The organism is Stenotrophomonas sp. Steno-Z10-HUANG (genome assembly GCF_056393075.1).
This window is the reverse complement of sequence record NZ_JBWJPA010000003.1, coordinates 352313-373893: the sequence shown is the minus strand read 5'-3', so window position 1 is coordinate 373893 and position 21581 is coordinate 352313. Positions and strand designations below refer to the sequence as shown.

Sequence of the window (21581 nt, the reverse complement as noted above, 5' to 3'; positions counted from 1 at the left end):
GCCGACGATGGCGGCTCCGGCGCGCGGGCGCTGAGCGATGGAACTGCGTCCCGAGCAGCTCGCCACCCAGGCCGGCACGCAGCCGCTGGCGCCGGTCTACCTGATCGCCGGGCCGGAACTGCTGCGCGTGCTGGAAGCGGCCGATGCGGTGCGCGCGCGGGCGCGCGCCGAAGGCATCGGCGAGCGCGAGGTGTTCGATGCCGACGGCCGTGACTTCGACTGGGGCCAGCTGGCGTCCAGCTTCAACGCGCCGAGCCTGTTCAGTGCGCGCCGGCTGGTGGAGCTGCGCCTGCCCAGTGGCAAGCCGGGCAAGGAGGGCGCTGAGGTCATCAGCGAATTCTGCGCGCAGCCGCCGGCCGACGTGGTGCTGCTGATCACCGCCGGCGAGTGGAGCAAGTCGCACCAGGGCAAGTGGGCCGACGCGGTGGCGCGGGCCGGCGTGCTGTCGGTGGCGTGGGCGATCAAGCCGCATGAACTGGGCGACTGGATCGAGCGCCGCCTGCGTGCCCGCGGGTTGCGCGCCGAGCCGGCCGCGGTGCAGCGCCTGAGCGAACGCGTGGAGGGCAACCTGCTGGCGGCCGCGCAGGAAATCGACAAACTGGCGCTGCTGGCCGAAGGCCAGACGCTGGACGTGGCGAAGATGGAGTCGCTGGTCGCCGACGCCGCGCGCTACGACGTGTTCCGGCTGGTCGAGGCGGCATTCTCCGGGCAGCCGCAGGCGGTGCTGCGCATGCTCGCCGGGCTGCGCGCCGAGGGCGAGGCGGTGGCCGCGCTCACCCCGATCCTGATCCGCGAGCTGCTGCTCACGGCCGGGCTGGCGCGGGTCCAGGCCAGCGGCGGCAACCTGGCCGGCGAAATGAAGGCGCGCGGCATCTGGGAGTCGCGGCAGGCGCCGTTCAAGCGCGCGCTGCAGCGGCACCCGGCGACGCAGCGCTGGGAGCGGTTCGTGGCCGAGGCCGGACAGGTCGACCGCATGGCCAAGGGGCGCGCCGAGGGTGATCCGTGGCTGGCGCTGGAACGCCTGCTGCTGGCGGTAGCCGAGGCGCAGGCGGTGCGCCTGCTGGCCCGCGGGACGCGCTGACCGTGATGGTCATGCCGGGGCCAGGCCCGGACCGGTCCGGTGACGGCCTGCTGCTGCTCTACGGTGGCACCTTCGACCCGGTGCACAACGGCCACCTGGCCATTGCCCGCCGCGCCCGTGACGAACTGCAGGCGCCGGTGCGGCTGATGCCGGCCGCCGATCCACCGCACCGGCCGCCGCCCGGTGCCGATGCCGCGCAGCGCATGCGCATGCTGGAACTGGCGGTTGCCGGCGAGGACGGCCTGTGCGTCGACCCCCGCGAACTGCGCCGCGCCGCGCGCCAGCCCGGGGTACCGTCATGGACCGTGGACACCCTGCGGGAACTGCGCGCCGAAACCGGTGCCGCGGCTCCGGTGGCCCTGTTGATGGGCGCGGACAGCCTGCTGGGCCTGCCGACCTGGCATGAATGGGAGCACCTGCTGGAACTGGCGCATATCGTCGTCGCCGAGCGTCCCGGCAATGCGCTGGACGGGCAGCTGCCCGCCGTACTGGCCGCGCGCCTGCGCGACGCCTGGGCGGACGATGCCGCATCGCTGCGCGCACGGCCGGCCGGGCGGGTATGGCGCCTGCGCCAGCCGCTGCAGGCCGAATCGGCCACCGCCGTGCGCGGCCTGATCGCCGCTGGCGGCGCCTGGCGCGGGCTGGTGCCGCCCGCCGTCGCCGCCTACATCGCCGCCCACCGCCTGTATGGATGCGCCACGGCGTGAATGCCGGGCCGGTCCGGGTTCTCTATAATCGCCGCTTCAATTCATCGAGTTCTGCCGCTTTGACCACCGAAGCCCAAGTCATCAAGACCCAGTTGCCCAATCCGCCGCCGTCCGTTCCCGCCCTGCTGGCCTCCGTGCACGCGGCGCTGGAGGAGCTCAAGGCCAAGGACGCCGTGGAGATCGACGTCCGCGGCAAGTCCAGCGTGGCGGATTACCTGGTCATCGCTTCGGGCACGTCGACGCGCCACGTCAAGTCGATCGGTGACGAAGTGGTGCGCTTCGCCAAGGACCTCGGGGTGATGCCGCTGGGCGTTGAGGGCGAGCGCGAGGCCGAGTGGGTGCTGGTGGACCTGGGCGACGTGATCGTGCACGTGATGCTGCCGCGCGTGCGCGAGTTCTACGCGCTCGAGCGCCTGTGGACGGTGGGCGACCAGCCGCCGTCGTCGGCCGACGACGAGCAGCAGGCCGGCTGACCTGCCCGGCCACATGCCACGCGACGGCGCCGCAGGGCGCCGTCTTCGTTTCGACGCCGTGCCGGGAGCCGCGCCATGAAAGCCAGACTGATCGCCACCGGGGAACGCGCGCCATCGTGGGTGGCGCAGGGATTCGCCGAGTACCAGAAGCGCCTGTCGCACTGGTTGCCGCTGGAGCTGGTGGAGATCGAGCCGGGCCTGCGTGGCAAGGGGCGCGACCCCAGGCGCGCGATCGAGGACGAAGGCCGGCGGGTGCTGGCGGCGCTGCCGAAGAATCCATACGTGGTGGCGCTGGACGTGCCCGGGCGCCAGCTCAGTTCCGAGCAGCTCGCGCAGCGGCTGGAGCACTGGCGCGCACAGGGGCGCGACCTGGCGTTCCTGATCGGTGGCCCGGAAGGGCATTCGCCGGAGGTGTCGGCGAGCGCCGACGAGAAATGGTCGATCGGGCCGCTGACCCTGCCGCACATGCTGGTGCGGCTGGTAGTGGCCGAGCAGTTGTACCGCGCCGCGGCGATGCTCGCCAATCACCCCTACCATCGCGCCTGACATGCGTATAGAATGCGCGTCCCCGCCCGAATAGCTCAGCCGGTTAGAGCACTTGACTGTTAATCAGGGGGTCGTTGGTTCGAGTCCAACTTCGGGCGCCATAGATTCAAGCACTTAGGGCCGCGCAAGCGGCCCTTTTTGCTGTCCCGGAAAAAATGCCTGTTGGCGCGCATCCAGAACCGACCCACTTTCCGTGGTGGTGCGCACGCAAAACTGACCCGCCTGCAGCCCGCATCCCGAGCCTTTCGGCTCAGGGGATCTCAGGAGTGATCAACATGGTCATGTTGGTCAAGATCCGGCAGGTGTATTTCCGCGACGGCCTGCCGTGCCGGTCCGTCTCCGTCAATACGGCTGGCTGACGTGGCATCAAGCCACTTGCTGACGGACTTCAGGCGAACGTGTCGGCTCGTCCGCTTCCGGGGCCTTGTTCATGGCCGCGAGCAAGGTGCGCCGAGCTTCGATGCTAGCGCCCGTTGCGGGCGGCATGCCTACACTGGCCATTGTTAGCGGGTCAGCAGGCATCGGATTGAGTGGAGTCCCCGAGTTCGCCATCAGCAAGGCCAGGGACGACACGCGTTCGGGTCGTTTGGACGCAAGCCATCCGGAAACCGTCGCGCCAGCCGAGGCGCCGATGAGATGGGCTTTCCTGATCTTGGCATGATCCATCACCGCGATCACGTCCCCGGCCATGCCTTGGGCAGTGTGGGCAGTCGACGGCTTCTCACCCTTGCCAAGCTGCGCGAACAGGGCGGCCGAATCCACTGGACCCTTCGCGTCGAGACGTGTCGAACATCCCACATCGCGTGGTTCCAGCTTCAGAACGCGATAGCCATGCTCAAGTAGTCATTGGGTCAAGGCCGTCGGCCAGTCTTCGGCATGTTCCCCGGCGCCGGGTACCAACACGACGACTTCTCCCTGTTTGGATTCTTCAGACGTGTAGGCGATCTTGACCTCGCCATGAGCAGCGATGATTTTGCCGGCGCAGATGGGATCTGGTTGCTGGGCAACGGTTTATCCTGGAAAAAAGCAGCAGGAGACTGCCAACGCCAGCGCACTGGCAAAGCAAGAACGATTCATGGTGATACTCCTTGGGAGCGGGGGTGGTGTGCTCGCCGCTGCGCCCAATAGCCCAGCACTGCGAACACGATGGTGATGACCGTGAATGCCCAAGGGGCGGCAGAGAACGAGGTGGCGAGAACCAGACCCAGGTTGCTCAGCCAGCTTTCTCCGTGGATGGCCCGGGGAATCAGCAAGGTCAGATTGACGAGGAACAACGCAGCCAGCGTGATCAGGATGACCATAAAGTACGCAGGCGCGAGCATGCCCGGAATCACGTGGGGGTAGTCGGCATAGCGTGCGGCCACGACAGGCGGCGGACCGAACTGACGTAGACGCTGCTCGATCTCGGTCTCCTCGCACTCATCGCCGATGATCTCTTCAATATCTTCTCGGACCCTCTGAAGTACACGCGAACGCTGATTTGGCAGCATCCAACAACCCACGTGCTTCAAATATCTGTCAACGGCGTTCATGGCTGTTCTCCATTGAGCAAGGCCAAACTTCCAGAAAGCGCATGCCATTGGCCAAGCATTTTGCGATGTGCGGACTTTCCTGCATTTGACAACCTATAGAATCGTTTCAGGCGCGAGTCTTCTGGTCTTCGCTCACTGCTCAGGAATCCCTGTGCCTCCAGGCGACGCAACATCGGATAGAGCGCGCCTTCTTCAATAGGGAGCTCGGCTTCCGCCAGCCAGACCCGGAGGTCGGCACCACAATATTCACGACTCTGCAGTGCACTCAACACAGCCAGCACCAGAGTGCCGCGGCGTAACTCCTGGATCAGGTTGGCTTCTTCGGCATGGCCGGTCATGTGGATCTCCTTTTCACATAGCGTCGCACACTGTGTATCGCACAGTCAATGTGTCAATCTCTTGGTTGACCTGCTTCTGGAGGCCAACCTCGCGCTCCAACTGCGGTGACGCCAGGGATTCGACGCCTGCGGTCAGCAAGGGCCAGAGGGCAACCGCATGGCTTTCACCGAGCGGAACGTCACCATGTCTGCAATCACGAAGGCCACGACTATCGTCCAGGCCGGCGATACGTCAGGCACCCTCATTCAAGCGCGCGCCGCACTTGAGCAGGGCCGCAAACTGTTCATCCTCGAAAGCTGCTACCAAACTCGTCGATCACTTGGTCCTACGTGTACGAGAAAGAGGGCGCGCATCGAGTTAAGAATTTCGACGAGATTCGAAAAGTACTTGGACGTGCTGAACAAGTTATCGAAGGATGATCGGTTGATGGTCGGCGACCACTACCATCCAAGCAAAGACGACGAAGTCCGGTGCTTCGCCGAGTCCACCCCGGCGAATCAGCTTGTCCGTAACACCAGGCGCGACGTCGTCTACCGCACTGATCCGCCATCGGGCGCATGGCACTACGAAGTTTTGGACATCGGTCGCGTTGGCTTCCTTCTGTCGCAACGCATTGATGCAAATGCTGCCGCCACGTGCGTTCTTGCTGCACCCTCGGTCGTCAAGCCAGATGCGATCTGCGATAGCCGCAATCTCGACATGCTCAGCAGCGTCAGGCGTTGCGTTGTCCGTCCGCACCAACGACCACTGGCATCAGGTGCCAGCGGGGTTCGCCATAGGCCCCGAAGGGATCGGATACCAGGTGCAGGCCGGAAACGCCGATGCCAGCGGCATGACATTGGCGCGCGGTTCGCGCCCAGTGTTTCTTCTGCAACCCATACAACGCGAGCGCGTGGTCTTGAGCCGCGCTGCAGATGCGTTCGAGTGCATCATCCGGGTCGGACGCACATGCTCGCTCCTGATCGATCATGGCCACCAACCACGCATGGGTGAGTGGCATCGCCATGTGGCACACCCGTTGGTCGCTGATCGAACGCGTGGTTGCCGCTGCGATGGTTTCCTCGAGATGCTCGGTGCCGACCATGCCACGCTCGGTGAGCATGCGGTTGACCGAGAGCCGGTAGGAGGCGGCATCTGCGCCTGATCTCTGCAAGCACGCGAACCGTTGCTGCGAACGCCTCTTTCCATGAACCATCGAGGCCGCCAGGTTACGGCTGATCGCATGATCCAGGGTGCGCCGGATGTTCTGGCAACGACGGGCCAGTGCCTTCCGCTCTATGCATCCAGAATCCGGTGGATACTTAACGTTGCATTTCGACGAAGGTACCAGCACGCTGCTGACAGAAACACCGAGAATCAAGTGCTCTTGGCGCAGGACTTCTGCCGGAAACAAGGAAGTAGGCGCCCAGCAGAATCTGAAACTTCCAACTTCGGGCGCCAGATTCGAAGGCCTGCATCGCAAGATGCAGGCCTTTTTCGTTGCGCGCGCGCTGCCGGCCGGAAATGCACAGGCCCGGGCATGCCCGGGCCTGTGCAGCCGGCGATCCGTGGCCGATCAGTTGAACGTGTACTTCGCGCCCAGGGTGTAGTAACGGCCGATGGCGCCGCTGTAGTGCAGCGGGTTGTAGTTGACCGCGCCATAGGTCAGCGGATCGAGCGGGGCGATGCGGTCGGTCAGGTTCTGCACCGAGCCGAACACCTCGAACGCATCGGTGACGCGCCAGCGCCCGGACAGGTCGATGCTGTAGAACGACGGCAGCTTGCAGCCGTCCGGGGCATCGCTGCCGTCGGTGAAGTGGTTGGCGCAGCTGTCGCCCTTGAACGCGACGTTGTCGAGGCTGCCGATGTAGTTGGCGATGGCGCTGACGCTGAAGCGGTCCATGTCCCAGGTCAGGCCGAGGTTGAGGCGGTCCTTGGGCGTGCCGATGCAGTTGGTCACGTCGCAGTTGCCGTGGGTGCCGGCGTACTCGTACACCGCGCCGGCGCCGTCATCGCGCTTGAACGAGTTGATCCGGGTCCACTGCAGGTCCGCCACCAGCTTGCCGTAGTCGCCCAGCGGCACGCGCTGGCGGATGTCGAAGTCGAAACCACGCACCGTGGTCTGCGCCGAGTTGATGTAGTCCACGCTCACCGCCAGCAGGCTGCCGCTGTTGGGGATGCCCGGCAGGTCGTTGTCCGAGCGCACGCCGCGGCCGGCGGCCAGGGCCTGGTCGGTATCGCCCTGGTTGATCTCGTTGGTGCGCTTGATCTGCCAGGCGTCGAAGGTCAGCGTGGTGGTCGAGGTCGGGTCCAGCACCAGGCCGGCGGTGTAGCTCTTGGACTTCTCCGGCTTCAGGTTGGGGTTGGCCGAGGTGATGATCGCCAGGTTGACCGCGCAGTCCGCCGCGGTGGCGCCGGGCGCCGGGGTGCCGCCGGGGCAGCGCACCGGGTCGCGTGCGGTGCTGAACGCCGCCAGCCCGCCATCGCCGGCTTCGGCCGCGCCCGGGGCGCGGAAGCCCTCGGCGTAGGTGGCGCGCAGCGCGATCCATTCGGCCGGGGTCCACTTCACGCCCAGCTTGGGCGTGCTCGCGGTGTCGCCACCCTGGTACTTGTCCACGCGGAAGGCGCCGGAAAGTTCCAGCGACGGCAGCACCGGCGCCACCATTTCCACGTAGCCGACGGTTACTTTCTGGGTGCCCTTGTAGGCCGAATAACCCAGGCCGATGATGTCGCCGATATCGGTGTAGGTCTGCGGATCGAGCTGCGCCTTCTGCCGCCGGTACTCGGCGCCGAAGGCCAGCCCCAACGGGCCGCCGCGCAGCTCGGTGAGGGTGCGCGACGCCTTGAAGTCGATCATGTCCAGGCTGGTGTTGGCGTTGGCATGGATCGTGGGCGAAATGTAGTCGTACAGGGCCTGCGAGTTGAGCCCGGCGTTGGCCCCCAGGCGCCACCAGCCGACCGGGCTGTTCGGGTCGGACAGCGCGGTGCGCACGTGGCTGTAGCGCAGGAATCCGGTGCGCTCGTTGACCAGCTGCGTGGCCGAGTGCAGGTAGGCGGTGTCGATGTCCCAGTCGCCCACGGTGCCCTTCATGCCGACCAGGAAGCGGGTGAACTCATTGGTGTTGCGGGTCACGCGCGGGCCCACGTCGAACGCGGCGTAGCGCAGCCGCGCGTTGGCGCCCAGCGGGTTGTCCGGGTGCCCGGCACCGAGCACGGTGGCGCCGGCGCCGCTGCTGGCGTTGACCGGCCCGCCCGGATAGCCCCACGAGCCGGAGACGCCGCTGGGAGTGTTGTAGAACTCGGTTTTCTTCTTCGAGTAGCCGAACTCGCCGTACAGCTCGAAGTTGTCCGACAGCGCGAACGTGCCGCGCGCGAACAGGTTGCCGAACTCCTCGCTCGGGCTCAGGCTGCGGAAGTCCTGGGTTTCCCACAGGCAGCCGCCACCGGGGTCGGCCGGGGTGATGCTGGAGAATTGCGCGCAGCCCGGCAGCGACTGGTACAGCCCGGTCAACGGATCGCGGATGCTGCCCGCCGGGGAATTGCCGGCCACGGTGCCGCCGGCGGTGATGGCGCCGTTGAGCGGGAAGTTCTGGCCGCCGGCGACGCGGTCGTAGCCGTAGGGGCTGAGGTCGCCGTTGCCGATCCACTTGCGGTTGCGGCGGTCGGAGATGCGGATGCCGTCGGTCTTGCTGACGTCGAGGCTGATGAAGGCGTTGAAGCCGTCCTCGGCGAGGCTGCCGATGCCCGCGGTCAGCGAACCGCGGCGGGCATTGCCGTCGCTGTCGCCGGACATGCCATAGGACGCCTTGGCGATGGCGCCGGTGAAGTCGTTGCGCAGGATGATGTTGACCACGCCGGCGATGGCATCCGAGCCATAGATGGCCGAGGCGCCGTCCTTCAGCACCTCCACCCGCTCGACCGCGTCCATCGGGATCACGCTGAGGTCGGTGAACACCTTCTGGCCATCGTCGGCCAGGCCGTAGGGCGCCATGCGGCGGCCATTGAGCAGCACCAGGGTCGATGCCGCGCCGAGGCCGCGCAGCGAGATGCCGGAGCCGCCGCCGGCGAAGCCGGTGCCGAAGCTCTTGGGGATGGAGCCGGCGCCGTCGCTGGTCAGGGTCTGCAGGTACTCGCCGATGGTGGCCTTGCCGGTGCGGTCGATCTCCTGGCGGGTGATCACCTGCACCGGCGAAGCGGTCTCGGTGGTGACCCGTGGGATGTTGGAACCGGTGACGGTAATGCGGTCGAGGTTGGTAGGCTTCTCATTCGCAGCGCTCTGCGCGAGTGCGGCCGGGGCGGCGACGGCCAGCGTGGCCGGGACCAACAACAGGCGCGCGAGGCTGGTGGCAATGCCGGCGCAGAGACGGTTCGGGCGGCAGGCGGGCTGCCGATGGGTCGGATGTTTCACAGTCTTCTCTCCAAGGGAACTGCGGCAGGCGACCGCCGGACCGGCGGCCAGGGACATCGACGGCCGCGAATCTATGTTTTCCCCAGGTGAGGTGATCGTGAAAAATGGATTAATACGCGCGCCTTCACGCCGGTGCCCGCCGGGAAGCGCGGCGGGGCGCTTCCCGGCGGTCCGGGGACGGGCTCAATTCAGCTTGAAATCCACCGGCACCAGGCCATAGGCCTGCACCGGCCGGCCGTTGTCGATGGCCGGCTGGAACTTCCACTGCCGCAGTACCTGGGTGCGCGCGGCGTTGTCCAGGCTGCGGTTGCCGCTGCTGCGCTCCACCCGCACTTCCAGCGGCGAGCCGTCGACGTCGACCAGCACGCGCAGGGTCACCGTGCCCTGCGCGCCGACGCGCAGCGCGTCACGCGGGTAGGCCGGGGCCGGCGCATGCAGGTAGCGCAGCTGCACGCCCGCCAGCGGCGCCGGCGGGGCGACCGAATCGGCCACCGCGGCGATATCGGTGGGCGCGACGGCCGCGGCCGGTGGCGCGATGACCGCCTCGGTGGCGAACACCGGCATCGGCGCGTCCTCCACCGGGGCCGGCAGGGCGTGGCGGGTCGGCGGCGGGGTGTGGCTGACCACCGGGACTTCCGTCGGCGGTGGCACTGGCACCACCGGGACGATTTCCGGCAATTGCCAGCGTGGCTCCTGGCGGACGGCGTCGTTGCGGATGGGGGCCTGCGACAGCGGAATCAGCAGTAGTCCCGCCGCCAGCGCATGCAGCGCGATGGCCGTGCTGTAGGCGAGGATGCGGGAGGTGTCGAAACGGATCGGGGAAGTGCCGGAATGCGTGCGGACCATGTACCACCTCCATGCAGGGGCGTGTGCCGGATACAACGCTCGGTGGCGCGGGACGGGGTTGCATCGACCCGGCCCGCGCAGCCCCAGTGCGCCCGCAAATCCACGATCCGGCAAGCGGGGCCGGGTTTTCCGGTCAGCCAGCAGACAGCAAAACGGCGCCCGCAGGCGCCGTTTTCCGGAAATCCGGGTGCCCCTGGGGTTCAGCGGCCCAGTTCGAACACCACGTCCAGGTTGACCGACAGCGTGGTCTCGCCCGGGGCCACCGCGGTATCCATTTCGGCCTTGCCGGCACGCGCCATCGCCATCATCGGCATCGGCGGGCGGAAGCCGCCGCTGCTGCCTTCGGAGATGCTGACGATGCGGCGCACGCGCAGGCCCAGCGACTTGGCGTAGGTCTCGGCGCGGGCCTGGGCCTTCTTCAGCGCGGCCAGGCGGGCCTCGTCATAGACCGGCTCGGGCTGGTCGATCTCGAAGCTGGGGCCGTTGATCTGGTTGGCGCCCTGCGCGGCCAGGCTGTCGAGCACCTTGCCCAGCTTGGTGATGTCGCGCACTTTCAGGCTGACGGTGTTGCTGGCCTGGTAGCCGGTGATCTTCGGCGCCTCGTTGTCGGCGTAGCGGTACTGCGGGTTGAGGTTGACGCCGCTGGTCTGGATGTCGCGCTCGGCGATGCCGGCGGCCCTGATCGCGGCCATCACCTTGTCCATCTGCACCGCGTTCTCGCGCATGGCGGTGTTGCCGTCGGCGGCCTGGGTGACCACGCCGGCCGACAGCGTGGCCACGTCGGGGACGCGCCGGGCTTCGGCCTGGGCGGAGATGTTCAGCAGGGTCGCGTCGCTGGCCACGACGGCCGGGGCGTTCTGGGCGTGGGCGGTCATCGGGGCTCCCGAAGCCAAGGACAGGGCGAGCAGCAGCGGGGCGAGGGTGGAATGGCGCATGTGGATCCTCCTTGGACGGATGCGAGGGTGGTGCGGTGGCGATGAACGGGCGGTGAGGCCACGCGGGGTCGGGGCCGCGGCGGGGGTGTTGCCGGTCGTTCAGGGGGCGATGGTCCCAGCGTAGGCGCTAACGCCCCGCCATGGCGAGCATGGTCATGCGCCGCCGATGACAGGCGCGGCCGCAACGGGCGCAGGTTATGCTTCGCCGATGCTCTATCTTGCTTCCCGCTCCCCCCGTCGCAACGAACTGCTCGCGCGGCTGGACATCCCGTTCCGCGCGCTCGACCTGGAGGTCCCGGAATGCCGGGGCGCCGACGAATCGCCGCTGGCCTATGTGCGCCGGGTCGCCCTGGACAAGGCGCGCGCCGGGCTGGCGCAGGTCGCCGGCGACCCGCAGCCGGTGGTACTCGGTTCCGACACCGAAGTGGTGCTGGGCGACCGCGTCTACGGCAAGCCCGTCGATGCCGCCGACGCCGCGGCGATGCTGCGCTCGCTGGCCGGGCGCACCCACCGGGTGATCACCGCGGTGGCCCTGGCGGCGCCCACCCGCGAGACACAGGTGGTGGTCGAATCGGAGGTGACGTTCGCGGCGATGACCGAGGACGAGATCGCCGCCTATGTCGCCAGTGGCGAGCCGATGGGCAAGGCCGGCGCCTATGCCATACAGGGGGGCGCCGAACGCTGGATCAGCCGGCTGGCGGGGAGCTATTCGGGCGTGATGGGGCTGCCGCTGCAGCAGACCGCCGCGCTGCTGCGCGGGTTTGGCGTGACCGGGAAGGATTGAACCGATGTCCGAGGAAATACTGGTGAACGTCACCCCGCGCGAGACCCGGGTGGCGGTGATCGAGAACGGCATGCTGCAGGAGCTGCACATCGAGCGTGGCTGGCGCCGCGGCGTGGTCGGCAACATCTACAAGGGCCGGGTGCAGCGGGTGATGCCGGGCATGCAGGCGGCATTCGTCGAGGTCGGGCTGGAGCGCGCCGCGTTCCTGCATGCCAACGACGTGGTGCGGCCGGCACCGGTGGCCGCCGACACCGAGGAAACCGCGCCCAGCCTGCCGCTGCCGTCCTCGGTGCCGATCGTCGAGCTGCTGCGCGACGGCCAGGACGTGGTGGTGCAGGTGGTCAAGGACCCGATCGGCAGCAAGGGCGCGCGCCTGACCACCCAGGTCAGCATTCCCTCGCGCTACCTGGTGCTGCTGCCGCAGTCGAAGATGGTCGGGGTGTCGGCGCGGATCGAGGACGAGGCCGAGCGTGCGCGGCTCAAGGCGCTGGTCACCGAGATATCCGCCCAGCACGGCGGCTATGGCTACATCGTGCGCACCAACGCCGAAGGCCAGCCGGCCGAGGCGCTGGCCGAGGACATCTCCTACCTGTCGCGGGTGTGGAACGTGGTCGAGCGCCGCGGCCGCGAGGCGCCGCCGCGCAGCATCATCTACGAGGACCTGAGCCTGCCGCTGCGCTCGGTGCGCGACCTGATCCGCAAGGACGTGGAAAAGGTGAAGGTGGACTCGAAGGAAACCTTCGGCCAGCTGCAGGCGTTCGTCGCCAAGTACATGCCGGTGCTGGCCGAGAAGCTGGAGCTGTACACCGGTGATCGCCCGATCTTCGACCTGTACGGGGTGGAGGACGAGATCGGACGCGCGCTGGACAAACAGGTGCCGCTCAAGTCCGGCGGTTACCTGGTCATCGACCAGACCGAGGCGATGACCACCATCGACGTCAACACCGGCTCCTTCCTCGGCCAGCGCAACCTGGAGGAGACGGTGTTCCGCACCAACCTGGAGGCGGCGCAGTCGGTGGCGCGGCAGCTGCGGCTGCGCAACCTGGGCGGCATCATCATCATCGACTTCATCGACATGGTCGATCCGGAGCACCGCCGCCAGGTCCTGCGCACGCTGGAGAAATCGCTGGCGCGCGACCATGCCAAGACCACCGTCTACGATTTCTCGCCGCTGGGGCTGGTGGAGATGACCCGCAAGCGCACGGTCGAGAGCCTGGAGCGGCAGCTGTCCGAACCGTGCCCGGAATGCGGCGGGCGCGGCAGCATCAAGACCACCGAGACGGTCACCTACGAGATCTTCCGCGAGATCACCCGCGCCGTGCGCCAGTTCGACGCCGCGCGGCTGCTGGTGATCGCCTCGACCAAGGTGGTGGCGCGCATCACCGACGAGGAATCGGCGGCGGTGGCCGAGCTGGAGGAATTCCTGGGCAAGAGCATCCGCTTCCAGGCCGACGACCAGTACCTGCAGGAACAGTTCGACGTGGTCCTGCTGTGAGCAGGCGCCGGCGCCGCGGCGGAACGGGCCGCGTTCATTGCCCGTGTGGCAATGTGGCCCGCTGCGTGCCGCAGGTGACCGCCCCGGCTGCCTGCTGACCCCTGGCCCCTGATCCCCGGCCCCGAACCCGATGCCCGTGCTGTCGCGCTACCGTCTCCGCCACCTGCGCCGCCATGCGATCTATGCGCTGGCCGTGCTGCTGGTGGTCGTGGCCGTGCTGGTGGGCAGCCTCAACCAGTTGTTGCCGCTGGTGGAGCGGCACCCGGACAAAGTGGCGGCCTGGCTGAGCGCGCGCGCCGGCCAGCCGGTGGCGTTCGACCACCTGGACACCGCCTGGACCCGCCGCGGCCCGCTGTTGCGGCTCGATGGCCTGCGCATCGGCCAGGGCGAAGGCGTGCGCATCGGCCAGGCCGAGGTGCTGGTATCGCTGTATTCCGGGCTGCTGCCCGGCGCGCCGCTGACCGAACTGCGCCTGCGCGGGCTGGCGCTGACCCTGCAGCGGGCCGACGATGGCCGCTGGTCGGTGCGCGGCCTGCCCACTGCCGCCGCCGCCGGCGATCCGATGGAAACCGTGCGCCGGCTGGGCGAGCTGCAGGTGATCGGCGGCCGCCTGCGGCTCGACGCGCCGTCGCTCGGGCTGGACACCGAACTGCCGCGCATCGACCTGCGCCTGCGCGTGGACGGCGATCGCATCCGCGCGGGTGCGCGGGCCTGGATCGCCCACGATGCCGCGCCGGTGACCGCGGTGGTCGATTTCCAGCGCCAGCGTGGCGATGGCACCGCCTGGATCGCGGCGGCACCGGCCGACCTGTCTGCCTGGCGTGCGCTGCTGCACGTCGGTGGCCTGGACGTGCGCCGCGGCACCGGCACGATCCGCACCTGGGTGGCGCTGAACGACCACCGCGTGGCGTCGGTCATCGCCGATGCCACGCTGGAGCGGCTGGAACTGGCCGGCGCGCCCTTCGCCGCCGGCGGCAAGCCGCCGGTCACCGGCTTCGACAGCCTGCGGCTGCGCGCGCGCTGGCGCCAGGACGGTGACCGCTGGTACGTGGATGCGCCGCAGTTGCGGGTGGCCACCGGCACGGCCGGCAGCCAGGTGCTCGACGGCCTGCACCTGGGCGGTGGGCGCGAATTCGCGCTGCGCGGGCGGCGCATCGACGTGACGCCATTGCTGCGCGTGGCCGCGCTCAGCGACGCCGTGGAACCGGGACTGCGCCACTGGCTGTACCGCGCCGCGCCGGTGCTGCGCTTCGCCGACGTGGATATCGCCGGGCAGGCGGGCGGGGCCATACACGGCGCCGGCGAGCTGGAGGAAGCCGCGTTCGCGGCGGTCGCCGGCAGCCCGGGGCTGAGCGGCCTGCGCGGGCGCTTCGAGGGTGATGGCCAGGCGGTGGCGCTGCGGCTGCAGCCGGCGCATCCGCTGCGCTTCGACTGGCCGACCGGGTTCGGGGTCGTCCACACCCTGAAGCTGGACGGCCAGGCAGTGGTCTGGCGCGAAGGCGCCGGCTGGCACGTCGCCACGCCGGCCATGCGCGTGCAGGGCAACGATTACGCGGCCAACGTGCGCGGTGGCCTGTGGTTCCAGGGCGACGGCACGCGGCCGTGGATCAGCCTGGCCGCGCAGCTGGACGACGTGCCGATCACCGCGGCCAAGGGGTTCTGGGTGCGCTCGCACATGAGCCAGGCCGCGGTGGACTGGCTGGACGGCGCGCTGGTCGACGGGCAGCTGCGCGGTGGCGTCGGCCTGGCCGTGGGCGACCTCGACGACTGGCCGTTCGACGGCAACGATGGCCGCTTCGAGGCCGGCGGCCGCATCGACAACGGCACCCTGCGCTTCTCGCACGGCTGGCCGGCGATGAGCGGCGTGGATGCCGACATCACCTTCATCGCCAATGGCTTCGCGCTGCAGGGCAAGGGCAGCCTCGGCGGGGTCAAGGTCGATGCCTTCCGTGCCGGCATCGCCGATTTCCACGAATCGCGCCTGAAAGTGGACGCGCGCACGCTCGACGACAGCGGGCACCTGCTGGCCCTGCTGCGGCAGAGCCCGCTGCAGGGCAGCTACGGCGAAACCCTGGATGCGCTCAGTGCCAACGGCCCGGCCGCGGTCGATTTCGGCCTGTCGCTGCCGCTGCGCGGCGGCGAGGGCCAGGTCAGCGGTACCGTGGAGCTGCGCGGCGCGACCCTGGCCGACCGCCGCTGGGACCTGCGTTTCGACAACGTGCGCGGCAAGGCCGAGTACGCCAGTGACGGCTTCCGCGCGACCGCGCTGCAGGTCAGGCACCGCGAGCACGACGGCGTGCTGTCGCTCAGCGCCGGCAGCCCGGTGGGCGATCCCGGCAATGCGTTCGAGGCCGAGCTGACGTCTTCGCTGGCCGCCAGCGACCTGCTGGACCGCGCGCCGGAGCTGAAATGGCTGCAGCCCTACGTGCACGGCACCTCGCGCTGGACCATCGGCGTGGCCCTGCCCAAGGCAGCGGCCGGCAGCCGTGTCGCGCCGCCGACCACGCTCAGCCTGCGCTCGGACCTGCAGGGCACGCGGCTGCAGTTGCCGGCGCCGCTGGACAAGCCGGCCGCCGACACCCTGCCGACCCGGGTCACCGCCAGCCTGCCGCTGGGCAGCGGCACCACCGAAGTCGCCTTCGGCCGGCGCCTGGCGCTGGCCGCGCGCACGCACAACGGCCGTACCGGCGTACAGGTGACCCTGGGCAGCGACCGGGTCAGCCGCGAGCCGCCGGCCGACGGCCTGGTGGTGGACGGGCGCACGCCGTCGCTGGACGCGCTGGAGTGGATCGGCCTGGCGCGCGGGCAGGGCGGCGCGGGCGGCGCCGATGCCGACGGCGTGGCGCTGAAGCAGGTGGACGTGCTGGCCGACCAGTTGCTGCTGGTCGGTGGCCGCTTCGAGCAGACACGGCTGCGCCTGCGCCCGGGCAAGGACGCGGTGGCGGTGCAGCTGGAAGGGCCGTCGCTGGCCGGCGACCTGTCGTTCCCCGCGGCCGAGGGCGGCACCGTCAGCGGTACCCTGGCGCGGGTGCACTGGCAGGCGGCCACGGCCGTGGCCGGCGAGGCCGGCGACCGTCCCGCGGACCCGGTGGACCCGGCCAAGGTGCCGCCGCTGGCGCTGGACATCGGCGACCTGTCCTTCGGCAAGGCCGAACTGGGACAGACCACGCTGCGCACCCGCCCGCTGGCCGACGGCCTGCAGGTGTCGCAGCTGCAGTTCCGCTCGCCGAAGCAGGCCATCGACGTGACCGGGCAATGGCGCGGCACCGGTGCCCAGGCGCGGACCCGGTTCGAGGCGGCCGTGCGCAGCGAGAACCTCGGCGGGCTGCTGGACAACCTCGGCTATGGCGGGCAGTTGCGCGGTGGCCAGGGACAGTTGCAGTTCAACGCCGGCTGGGATGGCGCGCCGGCCGCGTTCAACCTGGCCGGGCTGGAAGGCACGCTGGACATCGATATCCGCAACGGTCAGATCCTGGAGGTCGAACCGGGGGCGGGACGGGTGCTGGGCCTGCTCAGCGTCGCCCAGCTGCCGCGCCGGCTGCTGCTGGATTTCCGCGACTTCTTCTCCAAGGGCCTGGCGTTCAACCATGCCGAGGGCCGCGTCGCGTTCGGCGACGGCCTGGCCCGCACCGACCGCATCGGCATGCAGGGGCCGGCGGCGGACATCACCATCCGCGGCCAGGCCGACCTGCGCGCGCAACGGTTCGACCAGACCGTCGAGGTCAACCCGCGCTCGGGCAACCTGCTCACCGTGGTCGGCGCGGTCGCCGGCGGCCCGGTGGGCGCGGCGGTCGGAGCGGCCGCCAATGCGGTGCTGGGCAAGCCACTGGGCGAGATCGGCGCCAGGACCTATCGTGTCACCGGTCCGTGGTCCGACCCGAAGGTGGAAGTGGTCGACCGCGACGCCCCGCGCCTGCCGCCGCCGGCGCAGCAACCGGCCGGCGCCGGTAGCCCCTGACCGACGCTGCCGCAGGCTTGCGAACCCGTGGCCTGCCCCCATCTGGAAAGCCATGACCGACAACGCCCTGATGCTCGCCGAATCCCGCCTGCTGCTGCCGGCCGGGCTGGATGCCACCCGCCTCGACCGCACCTTCGGCACCCTGCTGGGCCCGGGGGTGGATTTCGGCGACCTGTATTTCCAGCACTCGCGGCGCGAAAGCTGGAGCGTGGAGGACGGCATCGTCAAGGACGGCGCCCATTCGATCGAGCAGGGCGTGGGCGTGCGCGCCATTGCCGGCGAGAAGACCGGTTTCGCCTATTCCGACGACATCCAGCCGGCGGCGCTGCTGGCCGCCGCGCAGTCGGCACGCGCGATCTCGCGCGACGGCGGCAGCTGCGACGCGCGCGCACTGGCACACGGCCAGGCCCGCGCGCCGGCCACCCGGCCGCTGTACCCGGCGCTGGATCCGGTGGACAGCCTCGGCAACGAGGCCAAGGTCGAGGTGCTCAAGCGCCTGGACCGTTACCTGCGTGCGGCCGACCCGCGCGTGCAGCAGGTGATGGTGAGCCTGTCCGGCGGCGTCGATACCGTGCTGATCGCGCGCAGCGATGGCGTGCTCGGCGCCGACGTGCGCCCGCTGGTGCGCTTGAACGTGCAGGTGATCGTCGAACAGGACGGCCGCCGCGAGTCCGGCTATGCCGGTGGCGGTGGCCGCCATGGCTACCAGGAACTGTTCGCCGATGGCCGCCCCGAGGCCTTCGCCCGCGAAGCGCTGCGGCAGGCGCTGGTCAACCTGGAGGCGATCCCGGCGCCGGCCGGGGTGATGCCGGTGGTGCTGGGGCCGGGCTGGCCGGGCGTGCTGCTGCACGAGGCGGTCGGCCACGGCCTGGAAGGCGACTTCAACCGCAAGGGCACCAGCGTGTACGCCGGCCGCATCGGCGAGCGCGTCGCCGCCCCGGGCGTGACCATCGTCGACGACGGCACCCTGGAAGGCCGCCGCGGCTCGCTCACCATCGACGACGAAGGCACCCCGACCCGGTGCACGACGCTGATCGAGGACGGCATCCTGGTCGGCTACATGCAGGACACGCTCAATGCGCGCCTGATGGGCGTGGCGCCCACCGGCAACGGCCGCCGCGAATCGTTCGCGCACCTGACCATGCCGCGCATGACCAACACCTACATGCGCGCCGGCAGCCACGACCCGCAGGAAATGATCCGCTCGGTGAAGAAGGGCCTGTACGCGGTCAACTTCGGTGGCGGCCAGGTCGACATCACCAGCGGCAAGTACGTGTTCTCGGCGACCGAGGCCTACCTGATCGAGGACGGCCGGATCACCGCCCCGGTCAAGGGCGCGACATTGATCGGCAATGGCCCGGAAACCATGCAGAAGGTGCGTATGGTCGGCAACGACCTGGCGCTGGACGAAGGCGTGGGCATCTGCGGCAAGGACGGCCAGAGCGTACCGGTCGGCGTCGGCCAGCCGTCGCTGCTGATCGACGGGCTCACCGTGGGCGGCACCCAGGCCTGAGCCGTGGCGTGGTGGCTACCGCGCCGCCCTAGCCGTTGTACATGTAGATCACCCGTTGCCGCGCCGGGTCGATGACGATCACCCCGCTGCGGCCGATGGCGTAGTAGCTGCCGGGGGTGGAGATGGCCTGCTGCACCGCGCCCCAGACCCGGGCGTCGATGGTGATGCAGAAGCCGCCCTCGTCCTGCGCGCAATGGCGGGTGACATGGCGGCGCGCGTCTTCGTCGAGCGGCGTCTCATGCCACGGTCCGTAGCGGCCGCGGGTACGCGGGTCGTCGAGGCGCAGCGGCATGTCCGGCAACCCGCGCAGGTAGCCGATGCCGTGCTGCCGCAGCGCCTGCGCCGCACGCGGTGGCAGCGGGAAGACGCGGATGCCGGTCTCGTTGTCGCCGGGCAGGGCGAGCAGCGGCAGCCCCCAGCGCTGTTCCTTGCGGTAGGCGATGTCGTGCACGTCCAGCTGCCAGGGCACCACGGCCAGATAGGCGCTGCGCAGCTTGAGCTGGACGCCGGCGGCCAGCGCCAGCGGCGGCAGCAGCAGCGCGCAGGCCAGCGCCAGCGCGAAGGTGCGCCGCGAGCAGCGGCGGTGGATGGCCGACAGGCCGGCAATGGCGACCCCGGTGGTGCCCAGCAGCGCGGCCGTGCCCAGGCACAGCCCGCCGAGCACGCTGCCGTAGAACCCCGCCAGCGCGGACCGCAGCAGTAGCCCGAGGCCGGCCAGCAGCATCGCCGCCAGCAGCATGGCCAGGGCCCATTCGCGGCGCATGTCAGGCGGTCGGCTGGTCCGTGTCGTCGGCCTCGTCCGCGGCCGGCTCGGCATCGGCGCCGGCCAGGGCCGGCAGCATCAGCTCGCGCAGCGCCTGGTAGATCTCGCGGTACGCGCGCGGCGGCTTGTTGCGGGCCTTCTCCGCCAGCGCATTGCGGACCAGGGTGCGCAGGGCCTGGCGGTCGGCATCCGGGTACTCGTCCAGCAGCTCGGCCAGGGCGGCGTCGCCCTCGGCCAGCAGCCGCTCGCGCCAGCGCTCGATGCGGTGCATCAGCGCCACCGCGCGCTTGGAAGTCTCGCTGTTGGCTTCCATCGCGTCGCGGATGGCGTCCAGGGTGGCGTCATCCTCGCGGCGCATCTGCTTGGCCAGGAACGCCAGCTGGCGCTTGCGCGCGCCATGCGAGGTGATGCGCTTGCTGTATTCGATGTGCTCCAGCAGGTCGGCGGGGATCGGCAGGCGCGCCAGTTGCGCGGCCGTCAGTTCCACCAGCTTCTCGCCCAGCGCCAGTACTTCCAGCGCCTCGCGCCGGTTCTGGCTGCGGCTCTCGCTGAAAAATTCGCCGGTCTCTTCGTCGCGTCCGCGCATTGCCTTGTTACTCGATTAAAGTTGATCCGTTGTGCCCCTCTGCCACCGGGGAGAGGGGGGAGGGCATGGGCAAAGTCCCGCGATGCCGGGTGGCATGGGGCCTGGCCCGTACCCGCATCCGGCGCTTCACGCCACCTTCCCCGGCCGGGGAAGGAAACGGCCGGCTCCGGCCTGATTCGTTGAAAGGATAAAGCATTGAACACCATCACCACCGGAACCTTCGCCGCCGACGACAGCCTGCAGCGGCTCGAACACCTGGCCGGCATCTCGCAGCGGCTGCTGGACAAGGCCCGCGCGCTGGGCGCCAGCCAGGCCGAGGTCAGCTGCAGCGAGGACCGCGGGCTGGACGTGAATGTCCGCCTGGGCGAAGTGGAAACGGTCGAGTCCACCCACGACCGCGGTATCGCCGTCACCGTGTATTTTGGCCAGCGCAAGGGCAGCGCCAGCACCGCCGACCTGCAGGACGGCAGCCTGGAGGCGACCGTGGCCCAGGCCTGCGCCATCGCCCGCCACACCGAGGACGATGCGGCCGCGGGCCTGGCCGACGCGGCGCTGATGGCGCGCGACTTCCCCGACCTGGACACCTGGCACCCGTGGGCGCTGGACGCGCATGACGCGGTGGAACTTGCCCTGGCCTGCGAAGCGGCCGGGCGTGGTGCCGATCCGCGCATCGCCAATTCCGACGGCGCCTCGGTGGCCACCGCGCAGAGCCTGTCGGTCTACGCCAACTCGCATGGCTTCATCGGCCGCGAACGCAGCAGCCACCATTCCATCGGCTGTGCGCTGATCGCCGGGCAGGGCGACGGCATGCAGCGCGACGGCTGGTACAGCAGCGCCATCGCCCGTGCCGACCTGCAGGACCCGGAGGCCATCGGCCGCCGCGCGGCCGAGCGCACCCTGGCACGGCTGCAGCCGCGCTCGCTGGCGACCGGGCAGGTGCCGGTGCTGTTCGCCGCGGAAGTGGCGCGCTCGCTGATCGGCCATCTATTGTCGGCCGTTTCCGGCGGCGCGCTGTACCGGCGCGCCAGCTTCCTGCTCGACAGTGCCGGGACGCGGTTGTTCCCGGAGTGGTTCGCCATCGACGAGCGGCCGCGGCTGCGCCGTGGCCTGCGCTCGAGCGCGTTCGACGGCGAGGGCGTGGCCACGCGCGATTCGGCGCTGGTCAGCGGCGGCGTGCTGCAGCGTTACATCCTGGGCAGCTATTCGGCGCGCCGGCTGGGCCTGCAGACCACGGCCAACGCCGGCGGCGTGCACAACCTGGCGGTCGCGGCCAATGCCGGCGACCTGCGCTCCATGCTCTCGGGTATGGGCAGCGGCCTGCTGGTCACCGAGCTGATGGGCCAGGGGGTCAACGGCGTGACCGGCGACTACTCGCGCGGCGCCAGCGGTTTCTGGATCGAGAGTGGCCAGATCGCCTGGCCGGTCGACGGCATCACCATCGCAGGCAATCTGAAACAGATGTTCGCCAGCATCGAGGCGGTGGGCAATGACGTCGACCCGCGTTCACATATCTCGACAGGATCGATCCTAGTCGGGACAATGACGGTCGCGGGCGACGAGTGACGTAATTCTTCGGCTGCCGCCGCTGCGGGGCACTTCGGGGGACCGCGGATGACAGCACCCCACACATTCCACA

Annotated in this window: 17 protein-coding genes, 1 tRNA gene and 2 pseudogenes; 11 read left to right on the top strand and 9 right to left on the bottom strand. The window is 69.6% G+C overall.

What is annotated here, in order from left to right; genetic code table 11:
* Nucleotides 1-37 precede the first annotated feature (37 nt).
* From holA to AC06E6_RS06750, 5 genes are all read left to right on the top strand, one after another.
* On the top strand, nt 38-1081 hold the full coding sequence (gene holA / locus AC06E6_RS06770) for a DNA polymerase III subunit delta (protein WP_478060691.1): 1044 nt from the start codon (nt 38-40) through the stop codon (nt 1079-1081).
* An 11-nt stretch (nt 1082-1092) separates the two neighbouring features.
* The gene (gene nadD, locus AC06E6_RS06765; RefSeq protein ID WP_478060689.1) at nt 1093-1788 is read left to right on the top strand and encodes a nicotinate-nucleotide adenylyltransferase; all 696 of its coding nucleotides are present in this window, start codon (nt 1093-1095) and stop codon (nt 1786-1788) included.
* Nucleotides 1789-1847: 59 nt separating this feature from the next.
* A complete protein-coding gene (gene rsfS, locus AC06E6_RS06760) occupies nt 1848-2261 on the top strand; it encodes a ribosome silencing factor (protein ID WP_161613581.1) in 414 nt (137 codons plus the stop codon).
* Between the two features lie 75 nt (nt 2262-2336).
* Complete coding sequence (gene rlmH / locus AC06E6_RS06755) at nt 2337-2807, top strand: 23S rRNA (pseudouridine(1915)-N(3))-methyltransferase RlmH (RefSeq protein WP_104939140.1); 471 nt, start codon at nt 2337-2339, stop codon at nt 2805-2807.
* Between the two features lie 24 nt (nt 2808-2831).
* Nucleotides 2832-2908: transfer RNA gene (locus tag AC06E6_RS06750), tRNA-Asn, on the top strand.
* A gap of 265 nt (nt 2909-3173) precedes the next feature.
* Here AC06E6_RS06750 and AC06E6_RS06745 read toward each other — a convergent pair.
* From AC06E6_RS06745 to AC06E6_RS06735, 3 genes and pseudogenes are all read right to left on the bottom strand, one after another.
* Nucleotides 3174-3635 (bottom strand): annotated as a pseudogene (locus tag AC06E6_RS06745) (alpha/beta fold hydrolase); the annotation flags it as partial.
* A 245-nt stretch (nt 3636-3880) separates the two neighbouring features.
* On the bottom strand, nt 3881-4339 hold the full coding sequence (locus tag AC06E6_RS06740) for a hypothetical protein (RefSeq protein WP_478060688.1): 459 nt from the start codon (nt 4337-4339) through the stop codon (nt 3881-3883).
* On the bottom strand, nt 4336-4677 hold the full coding sequence (locus AC06E6_RS06735; RefSeq protein ID WP_161613584.1) for a PadR family transcriptional regulator: 342 nt from the start codon (nt 4675-4677) through the stop codon (nt 4336-4338). Before AC06E6_RS06735 ends, AC06E6_RS06740 begins: the two co-directional genes overlap by 4 nt.
* Before the next feature lie 157 nt (nt 4678-4834).
* Between AC06E6_RS06735 and AC06E6_RS06730 the strand changes: the two are divergent.
* Nucleotides 4835-4993 (top strand): annotated as a pseudogene (locus tag AC06E6_RS06730) (DNA-processing protein DprA); the annotation flags it as partial.
* A gap of 397 nt (nt 4994-5390) precedes the next feature.
* Here the strand turns inward: AC06E6_RS06730 and AC06E6_RS06725 are convergent.
* The 4 genes from AC06E6_RS06725 to AC06E6_RS06710 form a co-directional block, all read right to left on the bottom strand.
* A complete protein-coding gene (locus AC06E6_RS06725) occupies nt 5391-6071 on the bottom strand; it encodes a hypothetical protein (protein ID WP_478060722.1) in 681 nt (226 codons plus the stop codon).
* A gap of 162 nt (nt 6072-6233) precedes the next feature.
* Entirely contained in the window at nt 6234-9065 is a 2832-nt protein-coding gene (locus tag AC06E6_RS06720; RefSeq protein ID WP_478060685.1) for a TonB-dependent receptor, read from the bottom strand.
* A 183-nt stretch (nt 9066-9248) separates the two neighbouring features.
* A complete protein-coding gene (locus tag AC06E6_RS06715) occupies nt 9249-9911 on the bottom strand; it encodes an energy transducer TonB (RefSeq protein ID WP_240211831.1) in 663 nt (220 codons plus the stop codon).
* A gap of 200 nt (nt 9912-10111) precedes the next feature.
* A complete protein-coding gene (locus tag AC06E6_RS06710; protein ID WP_478060683.1) occupies nt 10112-10846 on the bottom strand; it encodes an SIMPL domain-containing protein in 735 nt (244 codons plus the stop codon).
* A gap of 208 nt (nt 10847-11054) precedes the next feature.
* Here AC06E6_RS06710 and AC06E6_RS06705 point away from each other — a divergent pair, with 208 nt between their 5' ends.
* From AC06E6_RS06705 to tldD, 4 genes are all read left to right on the top strand, one after another.
* Nucleotides 11055-11630: a Maf family nucleotide pyrophosphatase gene (locus AC06E6_RS06705; protein WP_240211832.1), complete on the top strand. Its 576-nt coding sequence runs from the start codon at nt 11055-11057 to the stop codon at nt 11628-11630.
* Between the two features lie 4 nt (nt 11631-11634).
* On the top strand, nt 11635-13125 hold the full coding sequence (gene rng / locus AC06E6_RS06700; protein ID WP_161613591.1) for a ribonuclease G: 1491 nt from the start codon (nt 11635-11637) through the stop codon (nt 13123-13125).
* 130 nt (nt 13126-13255) lie between these two features.
* Nucleotides 13256-17083 (top strand): YhdP family protein, encoded by a 3828-nt coding sequence (locus AC06E6_RS06695; RefSeq protein ID WP_478060681.1) that lies wholly within the window; start codon nt 13256-13258, stop codon nt 17081-17083.
* 52 nt (nt 17084-17135) lie between these two features.
* On the top strand, nt 17136-18596 hold the full coding sequence (tldD, locus tag AC06E6_RS06690) for a metalloprotease TldD (protein ID WP_161613593.1): 1461 nt from the start codon (nt 17136-17138) through the stop codon (nt 18594-18596).
* Nucleotides 18597-18624: 28 nt separating this feature from the next.
* Here the strand turns inward: tldD and AC06E6_RS06685 are convergent, their stop codons facing one another.
* Together AC06E6_RS06685 and yjgA are read right to left on the bottom strand one after the other, a co-directional pair.
* Complete coding sequence (locus AC06E6_RS06685) at nt 18625-19359, bottom strand: hypothetical protein (protein ID WP_240211834.1); 735 nt, start codon at nt 19357-19359, stop codon at nt 18625-18627.
* 1 nt (nt 19360) lies between these two features.
* Nucleotides 19361-19945 (bottom strand): ribosome biogenesis factor YjgA, encoded by a 585-nt coding sequence (yjgA, locus tag AC06E6_RS06680; RefSeq protein WP_104939134.1) that lies wholly within the window; start codon nt 19943-19945, stop codon nt 19361-19363.
* 195 nt (nt 19946-20140) lie between these two features.
* Between yjgA and pmbA the strand changes: the two genes are divergently transcribed.
* Complete coding sequence (gene pmbA, locus AC06E6_RS06675; RefSeq protein WP_240211835.1) at nt 20141-21508, top strand: metalloprotease PmbA; 1368 nt, start codon at nt 20141-20143, stop codon at nt 21506-21508.
* The last annotated feature ends 73 nt before the right edge of the window (nt 21509-21581 follow it).

What these genes read in the sequence shown, in the direction of transcription:
- rlmH (WP_104939140.1), top strand. Translation starts at nt 2,337, where the DNA reads ATGAAAGCCAGACTGATCGCCACCGGGGAACGCGCGCCATCGTGGGTG.
- AC06E6_RS06715 (WP_240211831.1), bottom strand. Translation starts at nt 9,911, where the DNA reads ATGGTCCGCACGCATTCCGGCACTTCCCCGATCCGTTTCGACACCTCC.
- AC06E6_RS06695 (WP_478060681.1), top strand. Translation starts at nt 13,256, where the DNA reads ATGCCCGTGCTGTCGCGCTACCGTCTCCGCCACCTGCGCCGCCATGCG.
- AC06E6_RS06740 (WP_478060688.1), bottom strand. Translation starts at nt 4,339, where the DNA reads ATGAACGCCGTTGACAGATATTTGAAGCACGTGGGTTGTTGGATGCTG.
- yjgA (WP_104939134.1), bottom strand. Translation starts at nt 19,945, where the DNA reads ATGCGCGGACGCGACGAAGAGACCGGCGAATTTTTCAGCGAGAGCCGC.
- AC06E6_RS06735 (WP_161613584.1), bottom strand. Translation starts at nt 4,677, where the DNA reads ATGACCGGCCATGCCGAAGAAGCCAACCTGATCCAGGAGTTACGCCGC.
- holA (WP_478060691.1), top strand. Translation starts at nt 38, where the DNA reads ATGGAACTGCGTCCCGAGCAGCTCGCCACCCAGGCCGGCACGCAGCCG.
- rng (WP_161613591.1), top strand. Translation starts at nt 11,635, where the DNA reads ATGTCCGAGGAAATACTGGTGAACGTCACCCCGCGCGAGACCCGGGTG.
- AC06E6_RS06705 (WP_240211832.1), top strand. Translation starts at nt 11,055, where the DNA reads ATGCTCTATCTTGCTTCCCGCTCCCCCCGTCGCAACGAACTGCTCGCG.
- AC06E6_RS06710 (WP_478060683.1), bottom strand. Translation starts at nt 10,846, where the DNA reads ATGCGCCATTCCACCCTCGCCCCGCTGCTGCTCGCCCTGTCCTTGGCT.
- tldD (WP_161613593.1), top strand. Translation starts at nt 17,136, where the DNA reads ATGACCGACAACGCCCTGATGCTCGCCGAATCCCGCCTGCTGCTGCCG.
- AC06E6_RS06685 (WP_240211834.1), bottom strand. Translation starts at nt 19,359, where the DNA reads ATGCGCCGCGAATGGGCCCTGGCCATGCTGCTGGCGGCGATGCTGCTG.
- nadD (WP_478060689.1), top strand. Translation starts at nt 1,093, where the DNA reads ATGCCGGGGCCAGGCCCGGACCGGTCCGGTGACGGCCTGCTGCTGCTC.